The sequence below is a fragment of the Rhodoblastus acidophilus genome (genome assembly GCF_025961575.1).
Taxonomy (GTDB): Bacteria; Pseudomonadota; Alphaproteobacteria; order Rhizobiales; family Beijerinckiaceae; genus Rhodoblastus; species Rhodoblastus acidophilus_C.
Map to the genome: position 1 here is coordinate 33,101 of NZ_JAOQNX010000023.1, position 18,885 is coordinate 51,985.

The following is an 18,885-nucleotide window of genomic DNA, read 5'->3' on the forward strand; positions in this document are numbered from 1 at the left end:
TTATGAGGCGAGCGCGCGCCGCCCGTCTGGAATGAGGGACGTCATGGCTCTTCAAATCAATACTTATGCCGCGCTTGGCGTCGCGATCACGCTCGAAGTGGTCGCGACCACGAATTTGCAGCTGTCGGAGCAGATGACCAAGCTTGTTCCGACCGTCATCATGGCGATCTGTTATATTGGAAGCTTCTATTTCCTTTCGATCGCCCTGCGGACCATCCCGATCGGCATCGCCTATGCGATCTGGAGCGGGCTTGGCATCGTGCTGATTTCCGCCATCGGCTATTTCCGGTTCCGGCAGGTTCTCGATCTGCCCGGGATGATCGGCGTCGGCCTGATCGTGCTCGGCGTCGTCGTCGCCAATGTGTTTTCGAAATCCATGACCCATTGAGGGCAAGCGGGAGCGCCCATGTCCATCGTCAGGAGTTTTTGGATCGCCAGCGTCGTCGCGGCCTCGCTCGGCCTTGGCGTGACGGCGGCGCAGGCGCGACGCGCGCTGCCATTGCAGGAGGGGCTCTATGTCGAGGCGGCGCGGGCTTGTCCCACGCAGACGCTGCGGCGGATTTCCATGCCGCATCTGATTTTTAGGGATGGCGCCTTCGACGATGGCCATAGGGTCTGGCGCATAAGGGCGGTCCGGCGGTTCGAAGGCGCTTTTTTCGTGACCCTGGCCCGCGCGGCCGATGGCGGCGCTCATGGCCATAGGACCTCCGTGATTTGGCGGATCACCGTCGCCAATCCCAGCCATTTTTCGCTCAGCGGCCGGGACCACGGACATGATTGGAGCGGTCGCTACCGCTTGTGCGGCGGCGCCTGAGCGCCGCCGCCTCGGCTTTGGTCAGAGCGGCGGCACGACCACGTAATGCACGCCGCCGCCGCCATATTGCGGCTGCAGCCACTGGCCGCCGCAGACGTAATAGCCGGCGCCGTTGACGACCCGATAGCTGCAGGCCGGGGGCAGGGTGGCCAAAGTGGCGCCGACCACCAGGGCCGCGGCGGCCGCGCCGCCGACAATGGCCGCGCCGCAGCCGTAGCAGCCGCCGCCATAATAGCTGTTGACCACCGCCGGGCCGTGATAGCCGTAGCCGGCGCCCCAGGCGCCGCCGGCATGATAGCCGTCGGCGTGCCAGGTGCCGCCATTGCCGCCGACGCCCGCCGCGTGCCAGCCGCCCTCCGGGCCCCTGACGACGGCGCCTTCGCCGCCCGCCGCGCCATGGAAGGTGGCGCCCTCGACACCGCCGGCGTGGAAGCTGTCGAAGCCGCCGGCGTGGAAGCCGCCGAAACCGCCGCCGCGCCACGCCAGGGCCGGGGTCAAGGCCAGAGCGGATACGGAAGCCGCGAGAACGACGGACAAAATTTGACGTTTGATCATGGTGTTTTCGTCCCTGGCCCGAGTCACTTTTCCGACGACGCTTCAGCGCCGGCGGGCTTGGCGAATTTGATCCTTGCGGCCTTGGCCGCGGAGGCCGGCCGGAAGGCTTCGGCGGTGACCGGCGCGTTCAGCTTCCAGTTGGAGAATTCGATGACGCTGCGCGGCTTTTCCACGCCCTTGACGGGGTTGAGCCAGACCTGGCGCGGCAGCTTGTCTTCCGAGCCGATCCAGATTTGCGCCTGGATGTCCTTGCTGGCGATGGCGACAATGTCGGTCTCGACGCCGCCGACGACCTTGGACTTGCCCATGACGAAGGCCGATTTCAGCCCCTCGGTGATCGCCGCATAGGGATCGGCGACGATGAAATCGACGAAGGGAAAGTAGATGCCGGCCTTGGTGTAGGCGGCCTCGAGCATGTCGTCGAGCTTCGGCGGCGCGATTTCGACCGCGAGCAGGTTGTCGCTCGGCAGGAACACCGCCATTTCCTTGCCGTCGTAATAGAATTCCGACGCCGGTCCGTCACCGGGGGTGATGATCCTCAGCTTGTCCGGGCGCTGCAAATCGACGTTGGACGAGATCGTGTAGATCAGGGGCTGGCCGTTGGCGGCCGGCTCGTCGAAGGCGCGGCGCACATTGAAGGAGAGCGAATTCGCCTTGGCCAGGGTCTCGCTCATGTCCTTCAGAAGGGTCAGGGCCTTGGGGTCGACCGCCGGCGCTTTGACGCCGTGCTCATGCGCCGCCGGCGCATGTTCGGCGGGCTCTCCGGCAAAGGCGGGCCCGAAGGCGCAGACGCTGGAGAGCGCCAGCGCGGACAACCAAACCGATGATTTCAATGTCTTGACCATTCCATATTCTCCAGGACGATTTTGTTCGGCAAAGCTCAAGAAGTGCGGTTGAACGAACCCTCCACGAAAACGCGGCCTCTCCCTGTTTCTCAGCGATGTGGGTGAAGGCGCGTCGAAAACAATGCTGAGGCGGTGGCGATGACCGTCCGCTGGCGCCGCATCCGGCAATCCAACCAAGTTATGCTTTTATGAACAAAATAAAGCTCGTTCGTTTGATCTGAACCTGGCTGCGACTCGGATCGGCACGCGATTTTATAGCTGAGGTTGGGCCATGGCCTTTATCCTTTTACGACAGTCTCCGGTCACAAAAATATGATCCCCCGGAGTTTGGGCAAGGCCGTAAGCTGCAAAAGATTCGGCCTTTTTGAGCCGTAAAGTGAATCAAAGCTTTAGGACGCGCCGAGACGGGATCGCTGCAAGTTTTCATTGCGACGTTCATCTGCAAAACGGTCGAGACGGCGGCGGAGCCGCCAAGAAAAATTGATTAAGGACTTCATCAGGGAGTGCTGGCGATCCGCCGGCTTGCGCCGAATAATCGAAAAAATCTCTGTCCGTTCTCGCGGTCCGTCGTTCAGGAGAGTTCCATGTGCCGTGCTTGCGTCAGCACTCTGATCACCAACGCCCTGAATTCCGGATTTCAGGCGGCGACGCCCAGCCGGCGCCAGTTCATGGCCTATTCGGGCGCAGCGGCGCTGACGATGGCGGCCAGCCGCACGGCTTTCGCCGCCGAGGGCGGCGCCGACACGATCTTTAAAAACGGCACGATCCTGCCGATGGCCGGGCGCCATCATGCGGTCGAGGCGATCGCCGTCGGCGGCGGAAAAATTCTCGCGGTCGGGTCGGCCGCCGAAATCGACGGACTCAAGACCGGCGCGACAAAAATCGTCGATCTGCAGGGGCGCACGCTGCTGCCGGGCTTCGTCGATCCGCATCATCACACCTGCGGCGCGGCGCTGTTTGCGGAGCTGCTCACCGATGTCGGCTATGCCAAATATCCGACCCGCGCGGCGCTGACCGACGCTTTGCGGGCGATGGCGGCAAAAACCCCGCCCGGCCAATGGATCGTCGGCTGCAATTTCGACAATCTGCTGCAGGGCGGCGATTTCTCGATGGCGGAGCTCGACGCGATCTCCAGGGATCATCCGATCTTCATCTGGTATGTGAACATGCATGACGGCGCCGCCAATGCGGCGGCGTTCCGGCTCGCCAAAATTCCCGAAGACGTCGGCGTTCTGCCCGGCGGCGGCCATTTCGGCCGCGGCCCCGACGGCAAGTTCAACGGCCTCGTCTACGAGGAGCCGGCGATGCTGAAATTCGTCGAGATCGCCGTGCCGCCGATCACGCCGCAACTGGTCGGCAAGGCGCTGGTCGATTACACCAGGCAGGTCGCGGCGGCCGGCAACACCACTTTGCACGAGCCCGGCACGATCAAGCCGGAATGGGCGGAGCCGCTGGCGAAACTGTCGAATTCTTTGTCCATTCGCATGAGCGCCAGCCTGATGGCCGACGCGATCGAGGCGAGCAAGGCCTTCGCGGCGCTGGGCGTCGGCGCGAAGGCGACGCATTTCCCCAACAGCCGCTTTTCGCTCTACGGCATCAAAATCGTCGGCGACGGGTCGAACCAGACCAAAACCGGGGCGCAGACCAAGCCCTATCTGAACAGCGCGTCCAAGGGCGCGACCAATTTTTCGCCGGCCGAATTTAAAAACATGTGCGCGCAGGCGAAGGCGGTCGGCTGGCCGATCCAGATTCATTGCAATGGCGACGCCACCATCGACGCGGCGCTGGACGCGATCGAACAGGTTTATGGCGCGCATGCGCCGCACGGGATCAACCGGATCGAGCATGCGACCATGGCGCGTCCCGACCAGATCGCGCGCATGAAGGCGCTCGGCGTCGAGCCGAGTTTTTTGATGAACCACGTCTTTCTCTATGGCGCGGCCTATCGCGACCAATTGTTCGGGCCGGAACGCACGGAGTTCATGGACCCCGCGGGCGCCTGCGTGCGCGAGGGCGTGCCGTTCACGCTGCACACCGACGCGCCCTGTTCGCCGGTGGGACCGCTGCGGCTGATCCAGACGGCGGTGACCCGGCGATGCGAGGTCGACGGGTCGCGCGTCGGCCACGCCCAGGCGATTTCCGTCGCCCACGCGCTGAGGGCGACGACCATCGACGCCGCCCGGCAGATCGGGCTGCACGACAGGATCGGCTCGCTGGAAAAGGGCAAGGAAGGCGATCTCGTCATTCTCGAGAGCGATCCGTTCAAGGTCGATCCGGAAAAAATCATGGCGATCAAGGTCAGCGAGACCTGGGTCGCGGGGGAGAAGACTTTTGGGTGAGAGGGCGGGCCCGATGGGAGCAGGGGACAGGACCGCGTTGCGCCCACGGATCCTATCAAATCCGGAAGACCGGGAGCGCAACGCGATCCAGTCCCCGACCGAGCGCGCGACCCAAGCTTAGTTCTGCTTGCGCCAGCGCTCCAGCGCGGCTTCGTCGGCGTCCTTGGCCTCGACCCAGGCGCCTTCGGTTCCGTCGGCGCGGTGCTCCTTCTTCCAGAAGGGCGCGCGGCTCTTGAGGAAATCCATGATGAATTCGGCCGCCGCGAAAGCCGCGCCGCGATGGCTGCTGGTCGCGCCGACGAAAACGATGGGTTCGCCGGGCGCGATCTTGCCGTAGCGGTGGATCACTGTGAGCCCGAGCAGCGGCCAGCGGGCTTCGGCTTCCGTTGCGATGCGCTCCAGTTCGGCTTCCGCCATGCCGGGATAATGCTCCAGCTCCAGCGCCGCCAGGGTTTGCGCCTCGTCGCGGCACAGGCCGACAAAGGTGACGAGCGCGCCGACATCTTTGCGCCCAAAGGTGAGGGCGGCGGCGGCGTGGCCGGCGTCGAAGGCGTGGGGCTGAACGCGAATGTTTTTGGGGATCGACATCTGGCCTCGGTCAAAAAGCTGCGCGACTATCGCGCAATCGCCGGTTTCGCTCAATCCGCTTAACCCTTGGGCAAGCCGTGTCGTCTAGCGTAAAAAACTCCCTTCAGGACCGCCGATGACCGACACACCCGACGCTCTGCGCCTGCGCAATCTGCAAAAATCCTTTGGCAAAAAGGCCGTCGACGGGCTCGATCTGACAATCCGGCCGGGCGAGTTCTATGCGCTGCTGGGGGCCAATGGCGCGGGCAAGACCACGACCTTGCGCATGGTCGCCGGCCTGTTGCAGCCGGATGCGGGCGAGATTTTCGTCGACGGGATCGATGCGCGCAAAAATCCGATCGAGGCCAAGCGGCGCATCGCCTGGCTGCCGGACGAACCGCTGCTCTACGACAAGCTGACGCCGCTTGAATATCTGGAATTCGTCGCGGGCCTGTGGGGCATGCAGGCCGAGGAGGCCGGGCCTCGCGCGGAAAATCTGTTGCGGCGGCTGAACCTCTGGGAGCAGCGCAACCAGCGCTGCGAGGGGTTTTCGCGGGGGATGCGGCAAAAAACCGTGCTCGCCGGCGCGCTGATCCATGCGCCGCGCCTGCTGATGCTGGACGAGCCGCTGACCGGGCTCGACGCCGGGGCGGCGCGGCAGGTGAAGGACATTTTGCAGGAACAGACGCGGGCGGGCGTCGCCGTGGTGCTCACCACCCACATTTTGGAAGTGGCGGAAAAGCTCGCCGACCGCATCGGGATCATCGCCGACGGCAAACTGATCGCTGAGGGCGACCTTGCGCATCTGAAATCGCTGGGCGCGGCGCAGGCGGCCAGTCTGGAAGAGGTTTTTCTCGATCTCACCGCCCGGGGGGCCGCCGCGTGAGCCTGTCGCTGCCGCGCCTGCTGCGCCATGATCTGCGCCTGTCCTGGCGGCGGACCTGCGCTTTTTTGCGCGTGAAGAGCGATCTGCAGGGCGTGCTGGTGATCGCGGCGATTGTCGTCGTCCTCCATGTCGTGGGCTGGTGGTTCGCCACTTCGCTCACGCAATGGGCGCAGGAGGGCCGCATGGTCCAGCTGACCGCGATGGGCGTGGTCATCATCCTGCCCTGGCTGTTTTCGCAAGGTTTGACCGGCGCCACGCGCGCGCTCTACTCGCGCGGCGATCTGGACCTGCTGTTCGCCTCGCCGCTGCCGCCGTCCAAAATCCTGACGTCGCGGGCTTTTGCCGTCGCGCTCGAAAGTTTTGGCGCGGTCGGCATTTTTCTGCTGCCCATCGCCGTCGACGCGGCCTTGCAGGGCCAGCCGGCGTGGCTGGCCGCGGCGCCGGCGCTCGCCGCCACCGCGCTGCTCACCACCGGACTGGCGATCGCCGCCACGCTCGGCCTGTTCGCGCTGCTCGGCCCCAAGCGGACCCGCAGCGTCGGGCAGGTCTTGGCCACCCTGGTCGGCGCCTGGTTCGTGGTCTGCGCGCAGATTTTCAATTTTCTGCCCACCGACTGGCGCGCCGCCTTGAGCGCGCAGATGGACCATCCGGCGCCCGGCGGCTTATTTGACCCGGCCACGCCGCTGTGGCTGCCGGCGCGCGCGGCCGCAGGCGAGGGGTTGGCCCTGGCGCTGTGGAGCCTGCTCGGGCTTGGCGTGTTCGTCGCGGCCGTCGCTCTGCTCGGCCGCGCCTTTGCCCGCGGAGCCCTGAGCGCGGCCGGGGAGGCTCAGCTCGTTCAGGTCGAGCGGCGTGATCAAAAATTTCGCTGCGACCGCGCCGGCGCCCTGCGGCGAAAGGAATGGCGGCTTTTGGCGCGCGATCCCTATCTGGTTTCGCAAGTGCTGCTGCAATCGCTCTACACCCTGCCGATCGCGCTGGTGATCTGGAAGGCGCTCGGCGCGGGCGGGATCGCCGTTTCGGTGTCGCCGGCTTTGGTCGCGGTGGCCGCGCAGATTTCCGCGGCGCTGGCTTTTCTCGCGGCCTCAAGCGAGGAGGCCGGCGATTTCGTCGCGACGGCTCCGGTTTCGCCGCGCGAGCTGTTGTTGCGCAAGCTGGAGGCGGTGGCCGCCCCCGTCGCGCTGTTCCTGGTCCTGCCGCTGGCGGGTTTGGTCTGGGCCGACGCCTTTGTCGGCGCGGTGACGATCGTGTTCGCGACCTTGGCGGCGGCCTCGACGGCGGCGCTCAATTTCTTGAAACCGCTGCAAAACCGGCGCGGCGACCTGATCAAGACCCATGCGCAGAACAAGCTGGTCGGTCTCGTCGAGCACGGGCTGGCGCTGTGTTGGGCGATCGCCGCCCTGCTGGCCTGCCTGCGCCAATGGGAGGCGGCGCTCCCGGTTGGCGCGGCGCTGGTGCTGCTGGCGCTCAACGCGCCGCGCAAGCCGCGGACCGCGCCCCAGCCCGTCTGAGAGTGCAGCTCCCTGAAAATGAAAGCGCTTCGCGCCCGCCTCTCGCGCGGGTTCGCGCCAGTTAACGTAGCGTTATCTATTCGCGACATTCGAACGAATTCGGCAAGACCTCGTTAAGCTCGGCAGTCGATGTTGACGTGCGTCAACTACCAAAGCCATCGATCGGATTGCGCTATGAAAATCCATGCCGCCCCCCTCCTGCTCCTGTCCCTGGGCTTGAGTCTGGCGGGCGTGAGCGGCGCCGGCGCCGTGGACTGGTACACGGGCGACAAGACCTCGGAGCCCGACTACGCGCCCTCGATCGTGATCGACACGTCCGGCTCCTTCGCCAGCACCAGCGATTTCGGCGCGGTCGCCGTCACCGGCGCGATCGACGGCAACCTGCGCCAGAGCGGCTTTCTCGGACGCGCGGAATTCGTCGGCGGCGGCTATCGCTACGACGCCACCAATGCCGGCGTCACCCAGCTCATCCACGCCACGCAGATTTCCGGCGGCGCGCTGGTGGGCTACAATTGGGTGTCGCCGAACTGGACCTTCGCCTTGTTCGGCGGCGCCCAGGTGGTCAATACGTCGCTGAATCCGTTCGACCCCAATAACGCCACCAACGGAACCCATGTCGGCGCGAAATTCGTCGGCGAGTTCTATGGCAATCCCACGGATAAAACCATGTTCAGCGGCTACGCCTCCTATGGCACGGCCATCAACGATTATTACACCCGCTTCAAGGCCGGCTTCGCCATTGCCCGCCAGGTGTTCATCGGTCCGGAATTCCTGGCCTTGGGCAACCAATTCTACAACGAATACCGCGGCGGCCTGCACCTGAGCGGTTTTACCCTGGGACAGTTGACCTTCGGCATTTCCGGCGGCTTCTCCAGCAACAGGGTGACGGGATCGGGCGCCTACGGCATCGTCGATGCGCGTCTGGGTTTCTGACCGTTTATATCGAAAACATTGAAGACGCGCCGACGCATGATAGTCGGCGCTTTTATTTTGAGGCGAATGCGGAAGAAATAAATTATTAATTATAACGCCGATACACATTTTAGGCTAACCATCAAATTAACCAACAAATAATTGTCACCCTCTAGGTTGCTGACCTAGGGGAATGCAATGTCCGTTAAGTTACGTGTCCTGACCTGGCTTTCAGCCGCCTGTGGCGCCGCGCTGGTGCTGACCCAACCGGTCAGCGTCGAAACCGAGCGCGTCTTTGGTCTCTCCGCGCTCGCGGCCATGGCCGGCGTGTGGATGTTCATGCGCGGCGCCCTGGCGCGGCAGCTGTTCATCGGGCTCGGCGTGTTCATCGTCGCCCGCTATTTCGTCTGGCGCGTCACGGAAACCCTGCCGCCCGCCTCCGATCCGGTCGGGCTGTTCTTCGGCCTGATCCTGCTCGCCGCCGAAGCCTATTGCGGTTTCATCTTCGCCATCAGCCTGACCGTGAACGTCGATCCGCTCAAGCGCAAGGATCTGCCGCGCGATCCCGACCAGGACCTGCCCACCGTCGACGTGTTCATTCCCACTTATAACGAGACCCGCGACATTATCGCGGTGACCGTGGCGGCGGCGAAGTCGATGGACTATCCCGCGGAGAAGCTGAAGGTCTATCTGCTCGACGACGGCGGCACCGACCAGAAGTGCAATGACGAAAACGCCGAAAAAGCCGCCGCGGCGCGCGAAAGACGCGCCGAATTCCAGAAATTGTGCAAGGAGATGGGCGCGACTTATCTCACCCGCGCCCGCAACCAGCACGCAAAAGCTGGCAATCTCAACGCCGGCCTGAAACATTCGTTTGGCGAAATCGTCGTGGTGTTCGACGCCGACCACGCGCCGTTCCGCGCCTTCCTGCGCGAGACCGTCGGCCATTTCCAGCGCGACGAAAAACTGTTCCTGGTGCAGACGCCGCACGTCTTTCTCAATCCCGACCCGGTCGAGAAGAACCTGCGCACCTTCCACGAAATGCCGTCGGAGAACGAAATGTTCTATTCGACGACGCAGCGCGGCCTCGACAAATGGAACGGCTCGTTCTTCTGCGGCTCCGCGGCGCTGTTGCGGCGTTCGGCGCTGGAGGAGGCGGGCGGCTTTTCCGGCGTCACCATCACCGAGGATTGCGAGACTGCCTTCCATCTGCACGGGCGCGGCTGGACCAGCGTTTTCGTCGACAAGCCGCTCATCGCCGGCCTGCAGCCCGAGACCTTTTCCTCCTTCATCGGCCAGCGCTCGCGCTGGTGCCAGGGCATGATCCAGCTCATGCTGCTGAAGAATCCCTTCTTCGCCAAGGGTTTGGCGCCCATGCAGCGGCTCGCCTATCTGTCGAGCATGACCTTCTGGCTGTTTCCGTTTCCCCGCCTGATCTTCATGCTGGCGCCGCTTCTGTATATTTTCTACGACGTCAAAATCTTCGTCGCCAATGTCGAGGAGGCCATTGCCTATACGGCCATCTACATCGTCGCCAATATGATGATGCAGAACTATCTCTACGGTTCGCTGCGCTGGCCCTGGGTCTCGGAAATCTACGAATATGTGCAGGGCGTCTTCCTGTTCCGCGCGATCATTTCGACCGCGATGGCGCCGCGCAAGCCGACCTTCAACGTCACCGCCAAGGGCGAGACGCTCGACCACGATTTCCTCTCCGAACTGTCCTGGCCGTTCTTCCTGATCTGGGGGTTTCTCGTCGCCGGCGAAGCGGTGGCGATCTGGCGCTACATCTACGATCCCGACGCCAATTCGCTGATGCTGGTGGTCGGCCTGTGGACCGCCTTCAATCTGGTCATCGCCGGCGCGGCGCTGGGCGCGGTCTCCGAGCGCCGCCAGCCCGACCGCTACCCGCGCTTGGGCGTTGACCGCCAGGGGGCGCTGGAGGTCAATGGCGAACTCCATCCCGTCCTCGTGAAAAACGTGTCCGCCGGCGGCTGCGCCTTCGCCTTCGCCGACGAGGCGCCCTATCGCTTCGGCGCCAGCGCCGCCCTCGCGCGGCTCCATGTCAAGCCGATGCCGGGGGCGCCCCTGCCGGCGCAGGCGCTGAGCCTGCCGTTGCGCATCACCCGCGGCGGTCCCGGACCGGACGGGCTCCATGGCGCCGTTTTCGACACGCTGCGCGACCGCGACTATTTCGCTTTGGCCGAATTGATGTACGGCGATTCCGAGGCGCTGCCGCGCTTCCTGATGAGCCGGCGCCGCCACAAGACCATTCTCGCCGGCACGGCGCGGGTGATGCTGTGGGGCGTGCGCGAACCGTTCCGCGCGCTGCGCTATGCGATCTGGCCGTCTGGGGAGAGCAGCGGCCAGGAGGCGCCCGCGCCGTCGCCCGCGCCCAATCCCGGCCGGCGCGCGCCGGTCGACGCCGCCTATGCTTCGGAAATTTCCGCCGCTCTGTTGCGCCAGACGCTCGATCTCGCCGCGGCGCGCATGGCGCGCGAGGCGCCGCGCAAGAAGGGGGAGGCGGCCTGATGTTGTTCCCAGCCAAAAAGCTTTCTTTTTCCGCGCTGGCCGCCGTCCTCTCGCTCGCCGCCGCGGCCGCCCAGGGGCAAAGCCTGATGGCGCCCGCGCCGCTGTCGCAGCTTCCGCTGATCGGGGCCGCGCCGAAATGGGCGCCCGCGCCCAGACCGCCGTCCGCGCCTTCGTCGCAACAAATCGATTACGCGCCGGTCTCCGCGATCCTCGACCCGCATGTCGGCGAGGCCGTGCTGCGCCATCTGCCCAACAACATCCAGGGGTTTCGCCTGCAAGGCGAAAGCGGCGCCTCGGAATGGCCGATCTATCTGTCGGAAACTCAGGCTTTGCGCAAACTGTCGTTCCGCATCGGCTATCTCTCCGCGGTTTCGGTGATGCCGGAGGCCTCGACCCTCACGGTGTTCATCAATGACGTCGCCATCGGCCAGACCCATATCAACGCCCCCAACAAGGCCGAGCAGGTCGATTTCGCCGTGCCCCCGGAACTGCTGCGTCCCGGATTCAACGCAGTGCGCGTCGGCGTCGACCAGCGCCACCGCGTCGATTGCTCGCTCGCCGCCACCAATGAATTGTGGACCCAGATCGACCCGTCGCGCACCGGCCTGCTGATTCCCGGCGCCGAGGCCGGCGTGCGCGACATCGCCGATCTGCCCGCGCTGCCGCCGGACGCGCAGGGCGCCCTGCCGATCCGCGCCGTGCTGCCGGGCCGCACCAGCGCCGCCAATGTCGAGCGCATGATCCGCGCCGTCCAGTTCATCTCGACCCACGGCCGCTTCGAGCAGCCCTCGGTCGATGTCGGCCCGATGGCCTCGGGCGACTATGGCGTCAATCTCGTGGTCGGGCTCTACGAGGATGTGGCGAAACTGGCCGATCTCGACGGCGATCTCTCCGGCCTCGGCCCCGTCGAAGGCCCACGCCTCGCGCTGCTGGCGGCCACCCCGTCGCGTCGCGCCACCATCGTCATCACCGGCTTGACCGAGGATGACGTCAACCACGCTTTGGCGGATTTCGCCCGTGAACCGCCGCGCAAGGGTTCGCCGGAAGGCTTGCGCGCGGCGCAGAGTTTTCCCGGCTATCGCATCGGCGGCGGCCAGACTCTTCGCCTGCGCGATCTCGGCCTGCACAGCCAGGAGTTTTCCGGCCGGTTCTTTCGCGCGGGTTTCAATATCGTTCTGCCCGCCGATTTCTACCCCGCCAATTACGCCAAGGTTCCGCTCAATCTCTCCGGCGGCTATGTGGCCGGCCTGTCGCGCGGCGCGCAAATCCTGATCTCGATCAACGGCCGCGACGCCGTGAGCGCGCCTTTGCCGGCGAATGGCGGCGGCGTGTTCAAGGACAAGACCCTGCCGCTGCCGCTCGGCTTTTTCCGGCCGGGATTGAACCGTATCGAAATCGCCGCGCAGGCGCCAACGCCCGAGGACGCCGTCTGCGACCCGGTGAAGATGCTGGATGCGAAAAAGCGCTTCCTGCTGCTGGATTCCACGCAATTGCGTCTTCCCGATCTCGCCCGCATCGGCCGCTCCCCCGATCTGGCGGTGACCGCGACTGGCGGCTTCCCGTTCATCGGCGCGGGCAAGCAGCCCAAAATGTTCCTGCCCGCGCCCGACCGCAATTCCATCGCCGCCGCCGCGACGCTCGCCGGGCGCATGGCCGCCTCGGCCGGGCGCCCGATCGACTTCCGCCTGACCTTGACGCCGCCGCCGGAAGGCTCGGGCGCGACGCTCGCCATTCTCGACGGCCGAACCCTCGACGACGAGACCGCGCAAAAATTCGGCGTCGACGGCGCGCGCCTGCGCGAGGCCTGGCGGGAGCGGTTCGACGCCAGGGCGTCCGTGGCGGAGGAAAGCCTGTCGGATTTTGAATCGCGGGCGCGCAACCGGTTGGTGCTGCAGAAAAACCTGCCGGCCGCATGCCATATGAGTAAGCGCGCGGTCGCGGCGGCCAGCGCCGCGGCGCCGCCGGAGCCGCCGCCGACGATGGAGGACGCCCATGCGCAGGGCGGCGACGGCGAGCGCGATCTGGTCGCCGCCTGGGCGCGCGACGGGGCAACCGAAGATTTCTGGCGCCGGACCGGCGCGGTTTTCGGCGCCGCGAGCGATGGTCTCGCCCGGCTGACGCGCGGCGCCTGGAACGGCGCCCGCCATTTCGCCGCCGGGGGCGGGGAGGAGCGCGCCGCCAAGCGTGTCTACCGGCCGAGCAATTCGCTGGTCATCGCCCAGGTTCCGCTCGGCGCCGGCGCCGACGACATCTGGACTTTGGTGACGGCGCCCAATGCCGCGTTGCTCGCGGAATCCGTCAATTGCCTGTCGGATCCGCGCGTGTGGCGCCAGGTCGAGGGCCGGGTGGCGGCGCTCGACGCCTCGAGCGGCGAGATCGCCCATCTCGAGCCGGGAAGCCTGCGCTTCGTCGCCACACAGCCGCTGTCGGTCTCCAACCTGCGCCTGATCGCGGCAAGCTGGCTGTCGCTCAATTCCGCCGCCTATGTCGCGCTGGCGCTGCTCGCGGCGCTGCTGTTCGGCGTCGCGACCTTCGTTTTCGTCCGCTCGGTCGGCAGGAGGCAGGAATGCGACTGATCCGCCTGGCCATGCTGGCGCTCGCCGCCGCGCTGGCGTTTTCGCCCGCCCACGCGCAACCCGTCGAAGACGCGCCGCTCGATCTCGACGCGACGGAAAAGAAACTCGGCGGCGCGCTGAAGGCGCCGGAGCTTTGGGCGCTCTACAAGGCGCGGTTCATCTCCGAGAGCGGGCGCGTCATGGACAGCGCCAATGGCGGGATCAGCCACAGCGAGGGCCAGGGTTATGGCATGCTGTTCGCCGTCGCCGCCGACGACCGCGCCGCCTTCGACCGCATCTGGGGCTGGACCCGCGCCAATCTGATGGTGCGCGACGACCAGCTGCTGGCCTGGCGCTGGGAGCCCAATGCGCGCCCGGCGGTCGCCGACATGAACGACGCCTCCGACGGCGACATTTTGGTCGCCTGGGCGCTGGTGGAGGCGGCCGAGCGCTGGAACGATCTGTCCTACCGCATCGCCGCCCGGCGCGTGGCGGTTGAGGTCGGCCGCAAATTGCTGTTGCTCGGGGGCAAGGACGGCCCGCTGCTTTTGCCTGCGGTCGCCGGTTTTTCCAAAGAGGATCGCGCCGACGGACCCATCGTGAACCTGTCCTATTGGGTGTTCCCCGCTTTCGCCCGGCTGCCGCGCGCCGCGCCGGAAGTCGATTGGGCCGGCCTGACCCAGTCGGGCCTCGCCCTGTTGCGCGCGTCAAAATTCGGCGCCGCCGGACTGCCCGCGGACTGGCAGAGTTTTGTCGACGGCGTCCCGGCGCCCGCAAAAGGCTTTGCGCCCGCCTTCTCCTATGATGCGATCCGCATTCCGCTTTACATGGCCATGGCCGGGGTGGGAGAGCGCGCCGCCTATGCGCCCTTCCTGGCGTCGTGGGAGCGGACCGGCGCCGTGGCCGCCGTCGATCTCGGCGGCGGCGGCGAACGGGCCTTTGGCGAGCCCGGCTATGAGGCGGTCGCGGCGCTCGCCCAATGCGCCGTGCAGGGCAAGAAACTGCCGGGCGATTTCGCCGCGCCGCGCCCGGGCCAGAACTATTACCCGGCGACCCTGCAAATGCTGGCGGTGATCGCCGCGCAGACGAGGTACGCATCATGCGCAAGAAGCTGACTCTTCTCGCGGGCGTCGCGCTCGCGCTGCTGGGCGCATCCCCGTTCGCCAGCGCCCAGGGGTCACGGGTCGAGGGATCGCGCGTCGAGGGGTCGCGGGTCGAGGGGTCGCGGGTCGATGAGAGCGCGCTGCGCTATTACGCCTCGACCGGGCAGGCCGAGCGCGCCCAGGCCGAAATACGCCGGCTGCGCGCGCTCTATCCCGCCTGGACGCCCCCCGACAATCTCTCGGAAAAGACGGCGGCCGGCGGCGCCGAAGAAGATGATTTGTGGGACCTGTTCGCCGCCGACAAGCTGCCGGAACTGCAGGCGGCGATCCTGGCGCGCCGCGCCGCCGAACCGGGCTGGGAGCCCTCCGCCGACCTGCGCGCCAAATTCCGCGCAAAATTGTTTCGCGCCCGCGTGCTCGGCATGGCCCGCGACGGCCGTTACCTCGACATCGTCCGCGAGCTGAAGAGCGGCGGCATGCGCATCGAGGGCGCCGATGTCGAGACGCTCTGGGCGGTGGCCGACGCCTGGCGCGCCAACAGGCAGAACGGACAGGCGCTCGAGATCTACAAGGGTATTCTCAGGGATGCGGTCGAGCCCGGCCCGCGCCTCGCCACCGTGGAGAAGGCGATCGCCGGCCTGCGCATGGAGGAGGCGGAACAGCTGATCGCTTTGGCCAAAAAGGGCGAGCTGGAGCCGATCTCCGTCGACATCGCCCGCGCCCGCATCGCCGCCTTTCTGCATGACGAGCGCAAGCCGGCGGTGGAGGAGGCCGATCTCAAGCTGTTCGCCGACTACGCCAAGAGCGACAAGGGTTTGAAGGATTCAAACCAGCCGGCGCTGCTCGGCTGGTATCATTACAAGCTGAAAAGCTACCAGGAGGCGCTCGACTGGTTCAAACTGTCGCTCGAACATGGCGGCGACGCCATGGTGGCGCATGGCCTGGCGCATGCGCTGCGCTATCTCGGCATGAAACGCGAAGCCGAGGAAGTCGCCTATGCCTGGCGCGAGCCGCTGGTCAACAATTCCATCCTGTTCATCGACATTCTCGAGCGCGACCTGACCCGGCCGATCCCGCCCTATGTCGAGCCGGAGCGCCTCGCCCGCTATGGCGAGGTCACCCTGCAGACGGCCTCGGGCGAGGGGGCGCAGGCGCTGGCCTGGTACGCCTATAATTCCTGCCAATATGACGCGGCGCTGCAATGGTTTACGCGCGCCGTCGCCTGGCATCCCAAGGAGCCGACCGTCTACGGGCTGGCGCTGACGCTGTCGCGGCTGAAGCAGGAGAAGGAGGCGATGGTCTGGATCAACCGCTATGACGGGCTGTTCCCGCTGGCGGTCGAGATCATTTTTCCGACGACGGCCAAGCCGCCGACGCCTTGCGACCAGCGGCTGGACCAGGTCGCCGCCTTCCGCTCCGGCGCTCCGGGCGTTCCGGGCGATCGGGGCGCGCCGCTTCCCTATGGCGCCGATCCGCGCGCCGTCTCCGATCCCACGGGACGCTATGCCTGGGGGCGCGTGACGCTCCCCGGCGCCGCCGGCGCCACGGGCGCGCCCGTGGCCAAACTCGCGCACGCCTTCCCGATCGCGGTCGCGGCGGAAAATCCGCTGCGTTTCGCCGCGGCGGGGCAGGGCGCGCCGCTCGGGCCCGCCGGCAGGGTTTCGGGTTTTGCGCAGGACCGCTTTGCGCAAGACCGCTTTGCACAAGACCGCTGGCAGACTGGCTTTCCCCTGGTCGCGCGGCGTGTGCCCGGCGTCGGCGCTATGCCCTACGAGCGCTACGGCTACGCGCTGCTGCCCGGCTACAATGGCGTGACGACCTCTTCCGCGCCCAAAGCCTCGGATCAGCTCGCGCCCGCGGGGACGCTGTGGTCGAAGGAGCCGCCCGACGAGTCCGCCTCCGACACGCCCGCCGCCGCGCGCGTCGACCCGCGTCCGCCCGTCGAAACCCGCGCCCCGCGCAACGGTTAAGGAAGATCAGACATGAAAGCCAAACTCGTCCTTCCCCCGCTGCTCCTTGCGTTGGCCGGCTGCAACACCTCCTCCTCCGGTCCGAGCCTCGACATGATGGCGCAGGCCGCCGGGCCGGCCGCCCTGGTCCACGCCACGCCGCCGCGCGCCGCCTCGCCCGACAGCGCGCTGGCGCGCCTGCCCGACGCGGCGGGCGCGATCAAGGCGGTGCGCGAGCGCCACTACCCCAACGGTTATGGCCAGGACATCGTGCTGGCGAGCGATGCGCCGGGCGGGGCCAGCCATATTGCGGTCTCCATCCAGAACGGCCCCGCTTCTGCATCGACGGAAAAGGCGCCGGTGTGGAAGCCGGGCGAGGCCGGAATCAAGGCCGAACTGGCGCGCGAATTCCCGGGCCTGGCGATGCGGGTGGTGGTCAACGGCGGCTATGAGAACCGCTATGGCCGGTTCGGCGTCGCCGTCGGGCGCGACGGCGAGGCCCTGCGCTGCATCTATGCCTGGCAATATGTCGACGACGCCCGCCGCAGTTTCGGACATGGCGCGCGCATCACCCTGGCGGGCGGCGAGGCCGCGCCGGCGGCGATGCGCATAAAACTCTGCCGGACCGATCTCACGGTGGACGAGCTGGTGGCCCAGGTCCAGGCGCTGCAGGTCGATATTCCCGAGGGGTACGAATCGGCGCCGGTGGCGCTGCGCATCGCGCCGGAGCAGGCGCCGCGCCTGCGGGTCGCGCGCGCGCCGGCGCGCCCGGCCGCAGCCCGGCGTCCCGCCCGCCCGGCGCAAGAGTCGCCGAGCCAGGAGCCCGTCGGCTATCAACCCTACGCCACACAGCCGGCGCCGGCCTATGCGCAGGCTCCGATGGCGGCGCCGGCCGCGCCCAGCTATGGCGGGGTTCCGCCGGCCCCGGCGGCCTCTGGGGGGCCGCGCTATCTGGCGCCGGTTCCCGCCGCAATCGTGGGAACGGGCGCCGCCAATCTCAATCCCAGCCTGCCGCCGCAAGCCTATCGGGGGCCGACCTCGCGCGGAACGGGGGAGGCCGCGGCGTCGACGCAGAATCCCTATCGGCGCGACGGCGCCCAGAGTTATGACGGCGCTCCCGTCAGCGCCATCGCGCCGGTTCGCGCCGCTGAAGGCGCCCCGCGCGTGCTCCCCCTGGCGGCCGGCGACAACTGAATTCGCGCATTGACGGACAGATCATGTGCAGGACGCGCGGCCGAAAAGTCCGCGCGTCCCTGTCTTGTCGCGGCGGAAGGTCCGCCAATGCATGGAAAGAAACCATGCATAAATCATTTTCACTACGTAATAGAGTGATTGTTGCGAATATGAACATTTTAATATAATCTATACATTGATTGCAGGCGCGATTAAAGTGTTGTTTAGGGCTACATGCCTAGTCTTCGGGCGCTTTCATGAGGAAGGCGCCACGAAGGAGCAGAGCATGAAGCTCGCCTACTGCAAACCGGCCGGTGCAGCGCCGGACTTCAAGCCGCACCAGTGGACCGACGTCCGGCTTTGCCTCGAACAATGTCGCGCCAGCGCAGCGCACCAGCCTGAACGGGTGGCGCGGCGCCTGGAGCAGATGTTGCGGCGTTTCGCCGGCGCCCTGGAAAAGGACGCCGTGGAGCAGAACGGCCATGACCTGTTCGCGCAGGCGCGCCGTCTCGAGGAAATGGTCGCCTGGCTGGTCGACATGCGCCGGACGCACGAGGAAACCCTGTGTCTCCAGCGCAATCTGACCCGATTGATGCACGAAGTGTTCCGCACGCCGGAATGGCGGCGGTCGCAGATCCAGGGCCTGTGACGCAGATTTCCCTCTCCCCGTCGCCGGGGAGAGGGACGAAGTCCGCCCCTGATCATAAAGCTGATGGAAAAACGTCTCGGCTCAGCTGCGCGAGGCCATGAACAGCAATTGGGTGTCGAAGGCCGGCACCTTGGTGTAGCCGAGCGCGCGCAGGGCGCGCGGCGCCTCCACGTCGACCACGGAATAGCCTTCCGCCGCGCTGCGCTGCGTCAGTTCGCTGGTTTCCTGCGCAAAGCTGCGCACGGGATCACTCACATTGGTCAGGTCGTCGGGCGACCATTTGGCCGCCCATCCCCATACGGTGTCGTGCCCGGGGGGCAGGTCGTGAGAAATGAAGTCCTGGGGCCGCGACGCGCCCCGGGCGAAAATGTTCATAATGTCCTCCCCTCCACGTCCGGTCCGGGTCGCCGTCTTGCGGCCGCCGCTTTTGCGGCTGTCCCGATCCTGACCTTGGAAAGGATAGGCCTTTAGCACTAGACGCGCAACCGGGAATTGATC

Annotated in this window: 16 protein-coding genes; 12 read left to right on the top strand and 4 right to left on the bottom strand. The window is 66.4% G+C overall.

Annotation, left to right across the window (positions count from 1 at the left end; all coding sequences use genetic code 11):
- Window positions 1-43: 43 nt before the first annotated feature.
- Window positions 44-388, top strand: a complete 345-nt coding sequence (locus M2320_RS16120) for a DMT family transporter (RefSeq protein WP_264598151.1) — start codon at window positions 44-46, stop codon at window positions 386-388.
- A gap of 18 nt (window positions 389-406) precedes the next feature.
- Window positions 407-814 (top strand): hypothetical protein, encoded by a 408-nt coding sequence (locus M2320_RS16125; RefSeq protein WP_264598152.1) that lies wholly within the window; start codon window positions 407-409, stop codon window positions 812-814.
- A gap of 21 nt (window positions 815-835) precedes the next feature.
- On the opposite strand, the gene M2320_RS16130 is transcribed toward M2320_RS16125, so the two are convergent.
- Together M2320_RS16130 and M2320_RS16135 are read right to left on the bottom strand one after the other, a co-directional pair.
- The gene (locus M2320_RS16130; protein WP_184427205.1) at window positions 836-1,369 is read right to left on the bottom strand and encodes a hypothetical protein; all 534 of its coding nucleotides are present in this window, start codon (window positions 1,367-1,369) and stop codon (window positions 836-838) included.
- Window positions 1,370-1,392: 23 nt separating this feature from the next.
- The gene (locus M2320_RS16135) at window positions 1,393-2,214 is read right to left on the bottom strand and encodes a DUF2092 domain-containing protein (RefSeq protein WP_264598153.1); all 822 of its coding nucleotides are present in this window, start codon (window positions 2,212-2,214) and stop codon (window positions 1,393-1,395) included.
- Window positions 2,215-2,798: 584 nt separating this feature from the next.
- On the opposite strand from M2320_RS16135, the gene M2320_RS16140 reads away from it, so the two are divergent.
- Window positions 2,799-4,553 (top strand): amidohydrolase, encoded by a 1,755-nt coding sequence (locus M2320_RS16140; protein WP_264598154.1) that lies wholly within the window; start codon window positions 2,799-2,801, stop codon window positions 4,551-4,553.
- Between the two features lie 117 nt (window positions 4,554-4,670).
- Here M2320_RS16140 and M2320_RS16145 read toward each other — a convergent pair whose 3' ends face one another.
- Window positions 4,671-5,141 carry a molybdenum cofactor biosynthesis protein MoaE gene (locus M2320_RS16145; protein ID WP_264598155.1) on the bottom strand — a complete coding sequence of 157 codons (471 nt, stop codon included), beginning with the start codon at window positions 5,139-5,141 and terminating at the stop codon, window positions 4,671-4,673.
- 115 nt (window positions 5,142-5,256) lie between these two features.
- Here M2320_RS16145 and M2320_RS16150 point away from each other — a divergent pair, with 115 nt between their 5' ends.
- The 9 genes from M2320_RS16150 to M2320_RS16190 all read left to right on the top strand — a co-directional run bounded on the left by M2320_RS16150 (window position 5,257) and on the right by M2320_RS16190 (window position 18,387).
- On the top strand, window positions 5,257-6,006 hold the full coding sequence (locus tag M2320_RS16150) for an ABC transporter ATP-binding protein (protein WP_264598156.1): 750 nt from the start codon (window positions 5,257-5,259) through the stop codon (window positions 6,004-6,006).
- Window positions 6,003-7,514, top strand: coding sequence for a hypothetical protein (locus M2320_RS16155; protein ID WP_264598157.1), 1,512 nt, complete (start codon window positions 6,003-6,005; stop codon window positions 7,512-7,514). Before M2320_RS16150 ends, M2320_RS16155 begins: the two co-directional genes overlap by 4 nt.
- A gap of 174 nt (window positions 7,515-7,688) precedes the next feature.
- Entirely contained in the window at window positions 7,689-8,447 is a 759-nt protein-coding gene (gene bcsS / locus M2320_RS16160) for a cellulose biosynthesis protein BcsS (protein ID WP_264598158.1), read from the top strand.
- Window positions 8,448-8,624: 177 nt separating this feature from the next.
- Window positions 8,625-10,958, top strand: coding sequence for a UDP-forming cellulose synthase catalytic subunit (gene bcsA, locus M2320_RS16165; protein WP_264598159.1), 2,334 nt, complete (start codon window positions 8,625-8,627; stop codon window positions 10,956-10,958).
- Window positions 10,958-13,534: a cellulose biosynthesis cyclic di-GMP-binding regulatory protein BcsB gene (locus M2320_RS16170; protein WP_264598160.1), complete on the top strand. Its 2,577-nt coding sequence runs from the start codon at window positions 10,958-10,960 to the stop codon at window positions 13,532-13,534. The genes bcsA and M2320_RS16170 overlap by 1 nt, the downstream gene beginning before the upstream one ends.
- Window positions 13,525-14,628, top strand: coding sequence for a glycosyl hydrolase family 8 (locus tag M2320_RS16175; RefSeq protein ID WP_264598161.1), 1,104 nt, complete (start codon window positions 13,525-13,527; stop codon window positions 14,626-14,628). Before M2320_RS16170 ends, M2320_RS16175 begins: the two co-directional genes overlap by 10 nt.
- Window positions 14,613-16,586 (top strand): hypothetical protein, encoded by a 1,974-nt coding sequence (locus tag M2320_RS16180; protein ID WP_264598162.1) that lies wholly within the window; start codon window positions 14,613-14,615, stop codon window positions 16,584-16,586. The genes M2320_RS16175 and M2320_RS16180 overlap by 16 nt, the downstream gene beginning before the upstream one ends.
- 12 nt (window positions 16,587-16,598) lie before the next feature.
- Window positions 16,599-17,759, top strand: a complete 1,161-nt coding sequence (bcsN, locus tag M2320_RS16185; RefSeq protein ID WP_264598163.1) for a cellulose biosynthesis protein BcsN — start codon at window positions 16,599-16,601, stop codon at window positions 17,757-17,759.
- A 265-nt stretch (window positions 17,760-18,024) separates the two neighbouring features.
- Window positions 18,025-18,387 carry a hypothetical protein gene (locus tag M2320_RS16190; RefSeq protein WP_264598164.1) on the top strand — a complete coding sequence of 121 codons (363 nt, stop codon included), beginning with the start codon at window positions 18,025-18,027 and terminating at the stop codon, window positions 18,385-18,387.
- A gap of 81 nt (window positions 18,388-18,468) precedes the next feature.
- Here the strand turns inward: M2320_RS16190 and M2320_RS16195 are convergent, their stop codons facing one another.
- Window positions 18,469-18,762: a hypothetical protein gene (locus tag M2320_RS16195; protein WP_184427218.1), complete on the bottom strand. Its 294-nt coding sequence runs from the start codon at window positions 18,760-18,762 to the stop codon at window positions 18,469-18,471.
- Window positions 18,763-18,885: the final 123 nt, after the last annotated feature.